The sequence below is a fragment of the Flavobacterium aquiphilum genome (assembly GCF_027111335.1).
Classification (GTDB): Bacteria; Bacteroidota; Bacteroidia; order Flavobacteriales; family Flavobacteriaceae; genus Flavobacterium; species Flavobacterium aquiphilum.
In genome coordinates this window covers 4,628,719-4,644,409 of sequence record NZ_CP114288.1, presented here as the reverse complement: position 1 = coordinate 4,644,409, position 15,691 = coordinate 4,628,719, and the positions used below count along the sequence as shown (strand labels likewise).

Here is a 15,691-nt window from a genome sequence, read left to right as displayed (position 1 = left end):
GTAGAAGTTAAAAAATATTTTTTTATTTTTTTACCAATGAGGCGATAGTGATGCCTTGCATCGCTTTCAAAGTCTCGTCTCGGATAACCACCAACCCGTGTCGTAGATGGCATTCGTCCTCGCTAACGCAATCCGCACAACGCTCGTAAAAATTTAATGAAGCACAGGGAAGTAATGCGATTGCACCGTCAAATAATCGGTGAATATCAGCCAAAGTGATGGTTTCTTTATCTTTCAAAAGGTAATAACCACCGTATTTTCCTTGTTTGCTCCCCACAAAATGACCTCTCTTTAAATCCAAAAGTATCTGCTCCAAAAACTTTTTAGGGATATTGGCTCCTTCCGCAATTTCAATAGTTCTCGAAATATGGTTTTCGTCTTGTTGGGCTAAATAAAGAAGCGCTTTAAGGGCATATTTGGTTTTGTGTGAAAGCATTCAGGCTGATTTTTTTTATAATGAATATAAAATCAAATGGATTCTTTTTTCGAGAATAGATTTATAAGTGTCAAATATAGCTTTTTTTTTAATTTTTGCAAATAACGATGGCTATTCGCGTTTCTTTTTTGGGGCATTAGTGCAATTATTTTCTTGGAGCTTAATCCAGCTGTCCACTATATCTGTTGTCCTTCCCGATAGCTATCGGGACCAGGACAACAGGATGCCGTTTCCATCAGGGCTAGGGGACTGGTTTTCATAAGGGAGATTGATTTTCCTGGAATTCGATTGTAGAAGTTTATGTCTTATCTTTTACGTGATATTTTATTACAGCTTATAAAAACCAAAACCACTTCGCAATGAAGTGGCTTTGTCGATGCTCTTTGCGGGCACAGAAAACATTTCTGCGTTATCGTTGTGTTGATATATCCAAGTGGTCTGTGTTATTCTAATAATAAAAGAGCTGTCATCAACTTAAAAAACAGCTCTTTATGTTTTGTGTTTTTTATCTTATTCTTTAATTCTCTTTTCTAATTCAGCTTTTAATTCTTCATTATCCAGATGTCCTAATTTTGGATTAATAACTTCTCCATTTTTTCCTGCCAATACATAATGAGGAATACCTGAAATATTAAATTTAGCCGATAAATAATTCCATTGATCAGCAGATAAACGATAATGTTCCCCTTTAATTTCTGGAATCATTGCGGAGTAGGTGTTCTCCGGTGAAGTTTGATTGGTCAGATAGACAAAGGCAACATTTTCCTCAGCCATTTCTTCCTTTAAAGGTTTTATTTGCTCAATTCCAGAACGACAAGGACCACACCAAGTTGCCCAAAAATCGACATAGACCACTTTGCCTTTGTACTTTTTCATAATACTGGCAAACAATTCATCACCTTCCGTTTTTGGTGTTTCATTGAGTACAAAGCCAGTTTGTTTTTTATTGGCTTCTATTTTTGCAATGGTCTGATTGTTGCATTTTGCTATATAATCAGCAATGAATGGCGTTTTTAATTGTTTTTGTGCAAGAACTAAATCCTCTTCTGATAATGGTGTCAGTTGAGAAACAATTTTATTACAAACATCTTGAGAGGCCATAATATCGGTTGCAAAACCAACTTTTACATTCAGCAATTCAGCTAGTTTTTTATTTCTAAAATTGGTTCTTTTTTCTAAATATAAATAGCTTGAAATAGCTTCATGCTTCTTATAAAATGTACTTTGATTTTTACCTACAGAAGTATATTGTTTTAATTTTTGAGAAGAAGCAGACTTCGCTAATGTTTTTTCAGCCACTAAAAATTCTTTTTCTTCGTTAGAAATAGGGATGTTGTTTTTGACTAAATACTGCTCTAATTTCAATGTAGAAAAATCACCTTCTTTCGCTATTTCTGCAACTATTTTTTGATGTTTAGTATAAAATGCTGAACTAATTTCCCCATATTTTTTTTGAAACTCTTTATGATCTGGACTCTTTAGTAAGGTTTCTATTTCCTTCGTATCGACTAATAATTGTTGCTCTTGTTCTGTGAAAGAATAATTCCTTTTTTGAAGTTCTGCTGCAATTTCGAGGATACTTGTGCTTACAGATTTTAAATTTATTAAATCTAAATATTGCAATTGATTAAGGTAGTATCGATAACTATTTGTGATCACTGCTAATTGGTTATTTGCAAGCTCATCTGTTATAAAATCATAATAATCTGCGGTAAGCGAATCCATTTTGAAGTTTATCTCTCTTTGTTCTCTAGGAATTTTATTTTTGTTTCGATAAGCAGACATAAAGTTAGAGCTGTAATCCAGCATATGTTCATAATTGTCATATTGAATGTTTAATTTTTTAACTTGATAAGCTTTGTTTCCAATGGCATTAGTTTTTTTTAGCGTTTCCAATTTATCCATTTCTTTATTTGCCAAATTCTGACAATAAGCTTTGTAGTCTGCTGGTTTCATATCTAGTATTTTACTAGACACTTCATCATAATTGAACCATCTTGGATTAAATTGAATTAAATCAGAATTTATCTTTGCTGATTCTCCCATATAAAGAGAATTTTTATCTCCTAATAATTGAAACAGCGTTTTGCCTGGTTCTAAAAAAACAGAACCATTAAAAACAGGAGAACGCACCCAAACCTCGTGTGGATAATACAAAGGTATTTTTATCGAAAAAAAGCCGTTTTCATCAACTTTGGCAACTTGTGTATTTTGTTCTCCCGTAATAATATCATCAATATGGATTGCAATAGTTTTAATATTGGTTTGTTTACTATAATTTTTAATATAACCATTATAAACAGCCGAGTCATTCTTGAGAATTGGCAGCTCGTAAGGTTTGTCATCGTTAGTTGTTTTAACAGCTAAATTTTGAATAGTATTTGCAAAAGCTATTAATGATTTTGGGTTTTCACCAATAAAATAATTTCCTGTTTTTCCTTTTTTTACAAATAATGTGACTTTTTGGTCTTTATTTTTCAAAGTAATAGAACTATTTCCTTTTTTTAAGACTACAGCATCATATTGCCAAACCTGGCTTTTGTAAATAGCATTTGTATCATAAAAACTTACTTCCCAATTGGCATTTTCGGTATTGTACCAATTTCCTTCTAATTCAGTCTTAATGCCAGATGGATTAGGTAAATGTTGTAGCGCAATGTCATAAATACGCCAATTGCCACCATCATTTGCTTCTCCGTATTCTATTTTTTTAACGGATTTGTCTAGTTTTCCAAAAATCAATTTATAATTTATAACACCAGATTCTGGTATTACATTCATATCATTTATGGGAACACCTTCGGCACTTTTAATTAGTAATTTCTCGTTTGAAGCAGCATCTTTAATATAGGTTTCTTTCGGTATGCTAAATCGAAATCCTGCATATTGAGAAATTTCAAAAGAAAGAATGGTTGAAGTATTCGTAATTTCAATTTTTTTGATAATCAAATAGGGAGCAGTAGTATAACCTGTTTTAGGATTTTCGATTATTTTTTGTGAATAGATTTGATGCGAAAAAAATAAAAGAAGTAATAAAGTTAGCGTTTTTTTCATGGTTGGTTAATTGGTTAATAGCTTATTAAAAACATTTTTCATTAAGTGTTTTTTTTACACTTTCAAACTTAATCATTAGTTCAGAAAAAAATTACAATTTATTGTTAAATGTTTTATTTTCAAGGTATTTATGAGAAATGACTGTGTTAATTTAAAGTTCATGCTTAATCGTGATTTATATAAAAATGAAGTAACGGCTAAATTTATTTATATTCACAAATGGTATTATTAATCGAGTTTAGGTTTTAAATCAAAATGTGAGTGCTACAAGAACGATAACTCCAACAAGAGTCAGGGATGAAGAACAGACAGTGTTAAAACGTTATCTTATGTCCTCATTGACCTATAAATTGAAAGTTTGCTGGTTGGTTTTCCTGAGGGAGATTGATTTCCCGGAATTCGATTTTAGAAGTTTGTGTCTTATCAATTACGTGATATTTTATAGAAGCTTATAAAAACCAAAACCACTTCGCAATGAAGTGGCTTTTTGATTTTATTTGCGGGCATTGAAAATATTTCTGCGCTATCGTTGCATTGATATATCTGCGCCATCGGGTGCTCTCGAAATTTAGAATGTTCAGATCAATGTTTACAATACTTATCAATTAATTCAATTGCAGGGTCGAAGTGAAGTTCTTTAGCTTTTTTTAAATCGGAGCAATAATCCCCTTTGATTTTAAAATTGATAAAATAGATGGCTCGATTGTAATAGGCTTCCGGATCTTCGGGGCTTAAACTTACAACTTTGTCAAAATCACTTTTGGCGTTTATACTAAGAATCGCTTTTGAAAAGGCCCTGTTTTGATAGGCTTCGGTGAATTCAGGGTTGATTTCGATTACTTTGTCAAAATCCTGGATGGCTTCTCTGTGTAGGTTTAACTGTCTTTTTAGCATTCCTCTGTTTTCATAGGCCTGCACGTATTTTGGGTTAACTGAAATACTTTTGGAATAGTCATCGATTGCTCCTTTAGCATCGTTAACCATTGACTTGGAATACGCTCTGTTGAAGTAGGCTTTTGCAATCGTACTGTTTAACGAAATGCATTTTGTATAGCAATCCATCGCTTGTTTGAAATTTTTTATTTTAATGCTTGTGTTGCCTTTACTATAATAAAATTTATAGTTATTCGGGTTCAACGATATGGCCTTGTCATAATCGGCAATGGCTTTTGGATAATTTTTGATTTGGTAATAATAATAGCCTCTTAGATAATAGTTGTCGGCTGTTGGCTCCTTAAGAATTAAAGAATTGATATCTTCTATTTCCTTGGGAATTTCTTTTAAGTCAATATCATTGAAGTCTTGTGAATAAATTGAAAGGCAAGAACAAAAGAGTAATAAGAGGAGGAAGGGTTTCATCAGTGATAATTGGTGTTGATTTATAGGTTCCAAATGTTGTTACATCAATTTAATAATCGGATATTTCAAAATTGCGGTGCATGAAATAAGAGCTAATCCAAAATCCGTTGACTTTTACGGCGTTTCGGATTATTTTTTCCATAAGGCGCGTATCGCCATAAGCATGGTCATTGGTTCTTGAATTTGTCACAATTCCGTTGTCGTCAATATAAGTATAGTCGTTTACCGATTTTAATGATCCTTTATTGTAAAATCTACCGTCATTCCATCGGTCTAATTTAAACTCGGATAGTTTCTTAAAATATTGTTTGGCGATTAAATCTTGTGTTGGCGTATATTTTAGCGATTTTTTGTCAAATACATTTGTGGTCAAATAATAAAGTATGTGTTTTGAAGGCGCAATTTTAGTACAAAAAGTCATTAATTTGTCGTCTTTTGGATTTTCCAAGGCTTCAATCAGCGCAAATTTTAATTCATCAAAAGTTTTATAGCCGTCATGAATAGTCATTTCTTTTTTCACACCGGTGTAAGCACCTTTGTCATTTATGACTTTCATTGTGTTTTTATCGAAAGTTAATGTTTCGTTCCCTTCAAAATTAGCTACGTCATCGAATGAGTCAGCGCATAAGGCTTTACCGTTTCCGTTAATGATTTTGTACTTGTTTTTAATTTTTGCCTTAAAAATATTTCTTTGGTCGTCAATTTTTGCAATGTGCTGATAGCCAAAATCAACCAAAGTTTTATTCTTTAACGAAATCAATCCCCATTTTCCGTTCTTTTTGGCAGGCAGAATAATTTCTTTGCCTGTATATGGATTTGCTAAGTCAAAACTCAGGTCATCGTATAAAAATGGAACTATCGTAGTGTTTTTGTCATCAACAATTCCAAATTTATTGTTTTTTGAAACGACGAAATAGGTGTTTTTTTCGACAGGCAGTTTTTGCTTGATGCTGTTATAAATCTGCGGAAGACATTGTTTTTGATTGACTTCGTCATAGACGCCGTATTTATTTTTGGTGTCTTGAAGGAGTAAAAATGAATTTTCTGTGTCAAAAAAAGGACAGACCAAATTGTACTCATTTAGAATATATCCATACTTTTTGATGGAATTGTCATAAATGGTTTTGCCTTCCTTATTGATGATGGAGTAAGAAGATTCTTTTAGGGCAAACAGCAATTTACTGCTTCCATTTTCAGATTCGAAAATAAATTTATACTCCGGCTTTAAAATTACTGAACCGTCTTTTTTGTACAATCCAAATTTTCCGTCCATGGTTTTACCGCAGATAAAAGCGTTTCTTTCAAATATGAACTCAAAATTTAAAGGAAGTATTATTTTGTTTGATTGATCAATTACGCCGGTTAAGTCATTGTTTTTTACCTTAAACAAACCTTTGAAACTTTCGCCGTCTGAAAGGAACATGTTGAAATCATCTATGTCGTCATACATTGTAGGGATTAAAATTTCCCCTTTTGCGGAAGCCCAACCCTGTTTTTTGTTTTTTATAATTTTAAAAGCACTCTCCATTCCCATGACCTGAATGTCATCATATTCTGAAGGCAATATTTGGTTGAGTTTGTAATCAACCATGCCTGAAAGATTGTTCTTTTTTAATTCAATGAAACGGGTACCGTCACAATTAATCGAACTGTAGTCCATGTCTATTTTTTGTTTTGTGTGGGGTAAATAGGCTCCCTGTTTTTTGTCTTTTTCGACAATTATGATGCCCCGCAAATAATCATTGTTTATTTTGTCCATCTCGTCAGCATAGATTCGGACGCCATTTTCGATTAGTCCTTGTTTTTGGCCTAGTTGTGTTATGAAAATATTTTGCTGGGTATTGTCAATGAAATATTTGTTTTTGTCTAATGTCTTTTTTATGTAATCTTTATCGGTTAAAACTTTTCCGTCTCTCGATATGTTGTCATAAATGGGTTCCAAAATTAATTTTCCTTCGGCAATCAATCCTTTTTTGGAATTTTTAGAAATGATGGCCGAATTTTTATAGATGAGAATGTTATCAAAGGAATAGTTGGATACGACATTGTCAAGAACCAATTTTAATTCTTTGTTCTCATCCCTTATTAAAGCTGTTTTTGATATGTTATTTGAATAAAGTATTTTAGAATATTTAACGGGTAATAATGGAATTCCTTTGTCAGTAACGGTGCCATATTTATTGTTCAGTTTTACGATGTAGGATTGTGTCGCATTGCCAATTGAATCATATTTGGTTTCCAAAACGGTTTCCCCTTTTTTATTTATAATGCCAAATTTGTTGTTGGTTTTTACTTTAAAATCCTCTTCGGAAAAGTCAATATAATCATAAACAGGTTTTACAATTACCGTACTGTTTTGCTTGATACCATATTTTTTATTTTCAACAAAAATTGAGGGATTTGGATTTTTGTCATCTAAATTAGATCCTTCCACCGTTAGATAGAAGCTGTCTGGATCTCCTTTGATGGATTGGGTGGGAACTTGGGAGTGTGCAAAAAGAAAATTTAAAAGAAAAATTGTTAAGGTAAAAAAGGATTTCATAGGCACTATTTTTGAAAAAAGTAGTAGTTCTTATTTTCTCAAACTTATGGGAAAATGATTGATAATTCCCATAAATTTAATTTTTATTTTATAAAAAAAGGAAATGAAACAAAGTCATTTTATAATTGTAGTGTCTTTTTTTGATTCACTTAGTGGGTACAGAAAACATTTCGCTATCGTTGCCGATATATCTGAGTGGTCGAGTCACAAATTAGCAATCTCAATTATTTCATCTAATAATTTCTCTTCGTTAAAATTAAAGTTTGCGTGTTGGGTGATTACAAAAGATGTTTTTAATTTGTTTAATGCTTTTTGTTTGTTAGTTTCTAATTCTGCTTTAATGTTTTCAAAAAATTGATAAGTAGGTTTGTTGCTTTCTTTTAGTAGCTTAATTAATTTTTCTATTTTCTCCTCTAATAAAGTTTTGTTTTTTAAAAGTGACTCTATTTCAGATATGGGATTTAAAGAATTATTTTTTATCAAGTTATTAAGATATTTTAAAAAGGTCAATCCTTCTTTTTTTACAATTGTATTGATCAATTGTCTATTTAATTCTTCATTTTCAGAAATGTACAGATTAATTTTTTCCTGATTATAATTAATAATACTAAATTCTAAATTTGCAATTCTATCTGCTAATTTGATAATAATTCCATTCTGATTTAGACTTAGTTTTTGATACATTGTTTGTTTCCTTTCTTTTCTATTTCCATGTTCGCCATCTGTCAAAGACCAGACTATTTCATAAATATTAGTTCCAAATTTAGAGATTAACTCTTGTTTTGTTGTAGTTGTATCCTCTAAAACATCATGTAACCATGCACAAATCCATAAATCAATATTCTCTTCCGTATTAGGAAAAATATTATTACTTAATAAAACATTTACTACATTTATCAAGTGGACTTCATAAGGGAATATGCCATATTTTTGATTTCCATGTTTTTCAACTGCAAAACGTTTTGCTTCAATTATTTTATGATATAGTAATCCAATAGCTGTTTCATAATCCATTGCATCATTGTCATCTAACCAACCCGTCACATATTTATTCATAAAAGGGTTTATTAATTTAGATTCTTTACTCCAATTTCCGTCATAATAAGCCTCTAAAGTTGAAACGTTACCATGTAGTTTGCCTATAATTCTATATAATGTATCTATTCCATTATAATTATAGATATAATAGCTGTATCCCATTTTAATATGATTTAATCGAATTTATATTTTGAGGTAATTTTACAGCATTTGAATTTTTAATCATTTGCTGTGCTAATTTTATAGCTTGAGCAGAAGATTTATCTAATAATCGATATTCTTCATATAAAGAATGGTTAATATTTTGCTTAATATTAAAGCTCTCAGATGTATTTGGGATGTACTAATTTAAAAGGTATAAAAAAGAGAGCCCTTACCGAACTCTCTTTCCTGATATATATTTCTACCAGCTTCCGCTAGAACCTCCACCGGAGAATCCGCCACCGCCAAAACCGCCGCCGAAGCCACCGCCACCGCCTCCAAATCCACCTCCGGATGATCCTCCGAAACCGCCACCGCCACCTCCAAGGCCCCTTCCGAGATTGCTCAGAATGATAACGTCGAGTAGGCTAGGGCCTCCGCCTCCGCCACGGTTACCGGAATTGCCGCCAGAATTTCTATTTTTGGAAAATAAAATCAAAATAATGACAACTATGATAATGAACGGGATGATTGGGAAATCTTTCTCTTTGTGGCTTTGCTTGCGTTCACCTTTGAATTTGCCTTTGAAAACATCGATAATTGCATCGGTTCCTTTGTCAAGACCGTTATAATAACTTCCTGCTTTGAATTCAGGGATGATAATATTTCGGATTATTGTTCCGCCAATTCCTGCCGTCAAACGGTCTTCAAGTCCGTAACCAGGGTTAATGGCGATTTTATGTTCATTTTTTGCCAATAAAATAATGACACCATTGTCTTCTTTCGCTTGTCCAATTCCCCATTTCTGTGCCCAGTTTGTAGCGAGTTGGTTTACATTTTCATTCTTGAGGCTTTCAATGGTGATCACAACAATTTGAGTTGTTGTTGAATCGGAGTATTTGATTAGTTTTTCTTCGAGCTGACTTTTTTCCTGAGGACTCAAAAGATTGGCGTAATCATAAACCGAAGTTTGAAAATCAGGTTTTTCCGGGATTGTAAATTGTGCAAATAGAAAACTGCTGTTTACGAAAACTAAAAAATAAAGAAATAGGTTTAATCCTTTTTTTGCTTTTTGACTTTTGCTTTTTGGCTTTTGACTTATTTCCATTATCCTTTTGATATTTCGTTAGACAATTCATTGGTGTCACCTTCCTGCCAAGGGAAATATTTTTTCAGTTCATCTCCGGCTTTCAAAATACCATTGATTAATCCCTGTTTGAAATATCCTTGTTTGAATTGGGAAGCCATAGCATCACGGGTACTGTCCCAAAAAGTATTAGTGACAATATCGTTAATCCCTTTGTCTCCACAAATCACAAACGTCTTGTCCTCCACAGCCAGATAGATTAAAACACCGTTTTGCAATTGGGTTTCATCCATTCTTAATTCGTTAAAAACCTCCATGGCACGGTCATAATGATCCAGGGATGTTGTTGCTTCGATATGAACCCTAATTTCGCCAGAAGTGTTTTTCTCAGCTACTCGAATAGCTTCAACAATTTCTTGTTCATCTTCTTTGCTTAAAAAATCTTCTACTTTTGACATTATTTGATTTTTTTAGTATGCATTAAAAAGCCCCGCCGTAGCGGGGTTGTGAGGATTTAGAATTTTACTTCAACGGGTTTTTCTGCTCCGGTTACGGCTTGGAAATACGCTTTTTCTTTGAAGCCAAACATTCCTGCAAACAAAGAGTTAGGGAAAGTTTGAATATGTGTGTTATAAGGTTTAACAGCTTCATTGAAACGTGTTCTTGCAGTCAAGATTTGGTTTTCAGTACTAGCCAATTCGTCTTGTAATTTGAGGAAATTTTCATTTGCTTTCAAAGTAGGATATTGCTCGACACTCACCAATAATCTTGATAAAGAAGACGAAACTCCTGATTGAGCAGAATTGAAAGCTTCTAATTGTTCCTTTGTGATATTTTTTGGATCAATTGTTACTGAAGTAGCTTTGGCACGAGCTTCAATTACGGCTGTCAAAGTACTTTTTTCAAAATCGGCAGCACCTTTAACTGTGTTTACCAAGTTTCCGATAAGGTCATTTCTTCTTTGGTAAGCTGTTTGTACATCTCCCCATGTTTGTTCAACATTTTGGCTTAATTCAACAGCGGTATTGTTAATTCCTTTAACCCAGCTGTAAATTGCAAAAAGTACTACTGCTACTATAATCCAAGGCAAAAATCTTTTCATGTTTGTTTAGTTTTAAGTGTTTAAAGTTTATTGTTTAATTGTGTATTTGTTTAAAGTTTGTTTTTTTTATTGACATTGACATTGAAAATGCCATTGTCACAGCTCGTTTTTAATATTGGTTAACTGTAATTTTATGGCTTCCAGCTTGCTGATGATTTCATATTTATCCATAGTTTTCTTTTGGCCTTCTTTCAAATGAATTTTAGCTCCTTCTAAAGTGAATCCTCTTTCCTTGACCAAATGATAGATAAGCTGTAAGTTTTTCACATCTTCAGGTGTAAACATTCTGTTTCCTTTGGCGTTTTTCTTTGGTTTCAGAATATCAAATTCACCGTCCCAAAAACGAATCAGGGAAGCGTTTACGTCAAATGCTTTGGCTACTTCGCCAATGCTGTAATATCTTTTATCTTTTGGTAGTTCAATATGCATGTATTTTTTATATTAATAAGTTATGTGATTTTTCGAAATCTAAAATCAGCAACCTAAAATCGTTAATCCAATGACTGGTTTTCTTGGTTCGCTATTTTTGAAATGGCAACGTATTCTACTGCCGAAATATTGCCGTAATAAAAATTAAGAGGGTTGACCACTTTTCCGTTTTTGTGCACTTCGTAATGTAAATGTGGTGCTTCTGAACGTCCCGTGCTGCCTACATATCCAATAATATCTCCTCTTTTTACCGATTTCCCCGGCCTGCAGTTGTATTTGCTCAAATGCCCATAAAGTGTTTCGTAACCATAACCATGTCTGATTACAATATGGTTTCCGAATCCGGAAGCGGTATTGTCAGCTCTTGCCACGACACCATCTCCGGTGGCATAGATTGGTGTTCCTGTTTTGGCTGTAAAATCCATTCCTTCGTGCATTTTTCGTGCTTTTGTAAAAGGGTCGGTTCTGTATCCAAAACCCGAAGCCATTCGTTTTAGGTTTTCATTTTTTACGGGTTGTATCGCCGGAATTGCCGAAAGCAGTTTGCCTTTTGCTTTTGCCAATTTTACAATTTCATCCAATGATTTTGACTGAATGGCCAATTCTTTGCTCAAAGCGTCCACTCTTTCGGTTGTGCTGATTACCAATTTCGAATTGTCATATCCTTTAAGGGCAGTATAACGGTCTATTTTGGAATATCCAGCTTTTCGTTCTTCTTCCGGAATGGCGGCGGTGTTGAAATAAACCCGGTACAAATTGTTGTCCCTGTCCTCAATATCTTCTATTACATCATCTACTTCGTCCATTTTTTTGTCCAAAATAGCATAATTCAGTTTTAAATTTTCGATTTCACGTGCTTGCAAACGTTCTTTTGGAGTGTCAAAATAAGGAGTGTTCAAAAGTATGATGAAAGTCAAAAAACCAAACAATGCCGAGGCTAATAAAAACAGAACGGCATAACCCAATTTTTTTCTCTTTCTGATTTTTATTTTGCGATAAGCCAGATTTACAGAATCGTAATAATATTTTACTTTCGCCATATTTTAAAATACCCTATTTTTGCAAACTATTAAAAGGTAAGTCGAACAAATTTAATAAATGTTTCAGATGTTCTACTCTTTTTTTTAAAGATTCTAAGTTTCATAGATGCTAAGATACTTAGACTATCAGAAACTTAGCATCTTAGAAATGTAATAAAAAATAATTCACGAAATACTGTATATTGACAAAAAATGAAATCACAAGACATACGTAAACAATTTTTAGATTTTTTTGAAAGTAAAGGGCATTTAATTGTTCCATCAGCTCCGATTGTTCTTAAGGATGATCCAACCTTAATGTTTAACAACTCGGGAATGGCGCAGTTCAAAGAATATTTTCTAGGCCTTGGAACTCCAAAAAGCAACAGAATTGCCGATACGCAAAAATGTCTTCGTGTTTCCGGAAAACATAATGACCTTGAGGAAGTGGGGATCGATACTTATCACCACACTATGTTTGAGATGTTAGGGAACTGGTCTTTTGGTGATTATTTCAAAAAAGAAGCGATTCATTGGGCTTGGGAATTATTGACTGAGGTGTATAAAATCCCGAAGGATATTCTTTATGTTTCTGTTTTTGAAGGAAATAAAGATGAGAATGTGCCTTTTGACCAGGAAGCTTATGATATTTGGAAAACGTTGATTGACGAAGACCGAATTATTCTTGGTAATAAAAAAGACAATTTTTGGGAAATGGGTGACCAAGGACCTTGCGGACCTTGTTCTGAAATTCATGTGGATATTCGTTCTGCAGAAGAAAAAGCATTGGTTTCAGGTAAATCCTTAGTGAATGCTGATCATCCTCATGTAGTTGAGATTTGGAACAATGTATTTATGGAATTCAACCGTAAAGCAGACGGTTCCCTTGAGAAATTGCCTGCGCAACACGTGGATACCGGAATGGGATTTGAGCGTCTTTGTATGGTTTTGCAAGGAGTTCAGTCGAATTATGATACGGATGTTTTTACTCCGCTTATCAGAGAAATCGAAACGATTACCGGAACAAAATATACCGTTAAGGCTAAAGACGAAGCCGAAGAAAAAATAAATATTGCGATTCGCGTAATTGCCGATCACGTTCGTGCAGTTGCTTTTGCAATTGCAGATGGTCAGTTGCCATCAAATACTGGTGCTGGTTATGTAATCCGCAGAATCTTGCGTCGTGCCATCCGTTACGGCTTTACTTTCTTAAACACAAAAGAACCTTTTATTTACCGATTGGTTGACACCTTGAGCGCACAAATGAGTGGTTCATTCCCAGAGATTCGTTCACAAAAAGCTTTGTGTTCCAATGTAATTCGTGAGGAAGAAAGTTCGTTCTTGAGAACTTTGGATCAGGGATTGGTGTTATTGGATGCTGTTATTAGCAGTAATTCAGGGAAAATTATCGATGGTAAAAAAGCATTTGAATTGTATGATACTTACGGTTTTCCAATCGATTTAACAGCTTTAATTTTATCTGAAAAAGGATTGGAATTGGATGAAAAAGGATTTCAGGAACAATTGCAATTACAAAAAGAACGTTCTCGTGCTGCTTCTAAAGTAACGGCAGGAGACTGGAATGTTTTGGTTGAAGATGACGTACAGGAATTTGTGGGTTATGACCGTTTGAAACACAATGTGAAAATAACAAAATACCGTAGAGTGGACAGTGTGAAAGACGGTGAAATTTATCAGTTGGTTTTCAATGCTACGCCATTTTATGGAGAAAGCGGAGGACAAACAGGTGATAAAGGATATCTTGAAGCTTCAAACGGAGATATCATCTATATTATTGATACTAAAAAAGAAAACAATCAAACCATACATCTTACACAATCGCTTCCGGACAATTTAACCGATAGTTTTGTGGCTGTTGTAGATGAAATCCAAAGAGCTAAAACATCTGCAAATCACTCGGCAACTCACTTGTTGCACCAAGGTTTGAGAAAAATATTGGGAACTCATATTGAGCAAAAAGGATCGATGGTGCGAAATGCTTCTTTGCGTTTTGACTTTTCTCACTTTTCTAAAGTAACCGATGATGAATTGAAGGAAGTAGAGGATTTCGTGAATGCGAGAATCCGCGAGAGTTTGCCTTTGGTAGAAAAAAGAGGAATTCCAAAAGAACAAGCGTTGCAGGAAGGTGCGATTGCTTTGTTTGGTGAGAAATATGGAGATGTGGTTCGTATGATTAAATTTGGTGATTCAGTTGAATTGTGCGGAGGGACCCACGTTCCTAATACAAGTGATATTTGGCATTTCAAAATTGTGTCAGAAGGTGCAGTTGCGGCAGGAATCAGACGTATTGAGGCTATTACAAGCGAAGCGGCCAAAGACTTTTTTGAATCGCAACTAATTACTTTTGCAGAAATAAAAGAAGTTTTGAAAAATGCTGTAGATCCTGTAAAAGCGATTCAGGCAATGCAGGATGAGAATACTTCGCTTAAAAAACAATTGGAAGTTTTATTGAAAGATAAAGCTAAAAATATGAAAGGAGAGCTGGCAAAAGAGTTGCAGGAAATTAACGGAATCCGATTCCTAGCTAAACAAGTAGATTTGAACCCAGAAGGAGCAAAAGATTTAGCTTATGAATTAGGAACATTAGGAACAAATTTATTCTTAGTATTGGCAACTGCCGATGGTGGAAAACCAATGTTGTCTTGCTATATTTCTAAAGAGTTGGTTGCTGATAAAAAACTAAACGCAGGACAAGTGGTTCGTGAATTAGGTAAATACATCCAAGGTGGTGGTGGAGGACAACCGTTCTTTGCTACTGCTGGTGGTAAAAATGTTGATGGAATTGCAGAGGCTTTGAATAAAGCGGTTGAGTTTGTGAAGTAGTTAAGTTTTCGCAAAGTTTTAATATTGTCTCGCAAAGTCGCTAAGACGCAAAGTTTACAATCGTTTTCTTTGGATCTGTGTGGCTTTGCGAGATTTTTTTTTGGTCAAACATTTTTTTGGAGAAATAATCTGATTGATTTTTTTTGAAAGATTTTTAGTATGTTTGTAAGAAAAGATGAGTGAGAATGAAATCTCTAGAATTGTTGTTGATGTTTCATATAAAATACATACCAAGCTTGGGCCAGGATTGTTAGAATCGGTTTATGAAGCTATTCTTTACCACGAACTGACTAAACAGAATTTAAATGTTGAAAGGCAAAAACCACTCCCTGTAGTTTGGGATGGAGTCTTTTTAGATATTGGTTTTAGAACTGATTTGATAGTGGAGGGGAAAGTGATTATTGAGATTAAATCGGTTGAAGAAATTGCGAATGTTCATCCGAAACAGCTTTTAACGTATTTAAAAATTACAGGTATGAAATTGGGGTTGTTGATTAATTTTAATGAATCGCTTATTAAAAATGGAATTACAAGAATTGCAAACAATCTTTAATTTTTCTCAGCCTATTTGCAGCTATACCTCGCAAAGATTTTGCTAAATTTGTTTCGCAAAAATATAAAGGTGTAGATTTTTAAAGTG

General features: G+C 33.8%; 12 protein-coding genes. 2 read left to right on the top strand and 10 right to left on the bottom strand.

The window, feature by feature from the left end:
- Positions 1 to 22: 22 nt before the first annotated feature.
- The 10 genes from OZP12_RS18865 to OZP12_RS18820 all read right to left on the bottom strand — a co-directional run bounded on the left by OZP12_RS18865 (position 23) and on the right by OZP12_RS18820 (position 12,228).
- The gene (locus OZP12_RS18865) at positions 23 to 436 is read right to left on the bottom strand and encodes an RrF2 family transcriptional regulator (RefSeq protein ID WP_281226625.1); all 414 of its coding nucleotides are present in this window, start codon (positions 434 to 436) and stop codon (positions 23 to 25) included.
- 510 nt (positions 437 to 946) lie between these two features.
- Positions 947 to 3,178, bottom strand: coding sequence for a thioredoxin-like domain-containing protein (locus tag OZP12_RS18860; protein WP_281226624.1), 2,232 nt, complete (start codon positions 3,176 to 3,178; stop codon positions 947 to 949).
- 894 nt (positions 3,179 to 4,072) lie between these two features.
- Positions 4,073 to 4,849, bottom strand: a complete 777-nt coding sequence (locus OZP12_RS18855) for a tetratricopeptide repeat protein (protein ID WP_281226623.1) — start codon at positions 4,847 to 4,849, stop codon at positions 4,073 to 4,075.
- 49 nt (positions 4,850 to 4,898) lie between these two features.
- Positions 4,899 to 7,391, bottom strand: a complete 2,493-nt coding sequence (locus OZP12_RS18850; RefSeq protein WP_281226622.1) for a WG repeat-containing protein — start codon at positions 7,389 to 7,391, stop codon at positions 4,899 to 4,901.
- A 204-nt stretch (positions 7,392 to 7,595) separates the two neighbouring features.
- Positions 7,596 to 8,591, bottom strand: coding sequence for a hypothetical protein (locus tag OZP12_RS18845; RefSeq protein WP_281226621.1), 996 nt, complete (start codon positions 8,589 to 8,591; stop codon positions 7,596 to 7,598).
- A 241-nt stretch (positions 8,592 to 8,832) separates the two neighbouring features.
- Positions 8,833 to 9,678 (bottom strand): TPM domain-containing protein, encoded by an 846-nt coding sequence (locus OZP12_RS18840; protein WP_281226620.1) that lies wholly within the window; start codon positions 9,676 to 9,678, stop codon positions 8,833 to 8,835.
- Entirely contained in the window at positions 9,678 to 10,115 is a 438-nt protein-coding gene (locus tag OZP12_RS18835) for a TPM domain-containing protein (protein ID WP_281226619.1), read from the bottom strand. The genes OZP12_RS18840 and OZP12_RS18835 overlap by 1 nt, the downstream gene beginning before the upstream one ends.
- Positions 10,116 to 10,171: 56 nt before the next feature.
- Entirely contained in the window at positions 10,172 to 10,759 is a 588-nt protein-coding gene (locus OZP12_RS18830) for a LemA family protein (protein WP_281226618.1), read from the bottom strand.
- Positions 10,760 to 10,855: 96 nt separating this feature from the next.
- A complete protein-coding gene (locus tag OZP12_RS18825; RefSeq protein WP_281226617.1) occupies positions 10,856 to 11,188 on the bottom strand; it encodes a MerR family transcriptional regulator in 333 nt (110 codons plus the stop codon).
- Positions 11,189 to 11,250: 62 nt separating this feature from the next.
- Positions 11,251 to 12,228: a M23 family metallopeptidase gene (locus OZP12_RS18820; RefSeq protein ID WP_281226616.1), complete on the bottom strand. Its 978-nt coding sequence runs from the start codon at positions 12,226 to 12,228 to the stop codon at positions 11,251 to 11,253.
- Between the two features lie 192 nt (positions 12,229 to 12,420).
- Between OZP12_RS18820 and alaS the strand changes: the two genes are divergently transcribed.
- Both alaS and OZP12_RS18810 read left to right on the top strand, forming a co-directional pair.
- Positions 12,421 to 15,051 carry an alanine--tRNA ligase gene (gene alaS, locus OZP12_RS18815; protein ID WP_281226615.1) on the top strand — a complete coding sequence of 877 codons (2,631 nt, stop codon included), beginning with the start codon at positions 12,421 to 12,423 and terminating at the stop codon, positions 15,049 to 15,051.
- Positions 15,052 to 15,226: 175 nt separating this feature from the next.
- On the top strand, positions 15,227 to 15,604 hold the full coding sequence (locus OZP12_RS18810; RefSeq protein WP_281226614.1) for a GxxExxY protein: 378 nt from the start codon (positions 15,227 to 15,229) through the stop codon (positions 15,602 to 15,604).
- The last annotated feature ends 87 nt before the right edge of the window (positions 15,605 to 15,691 follow it).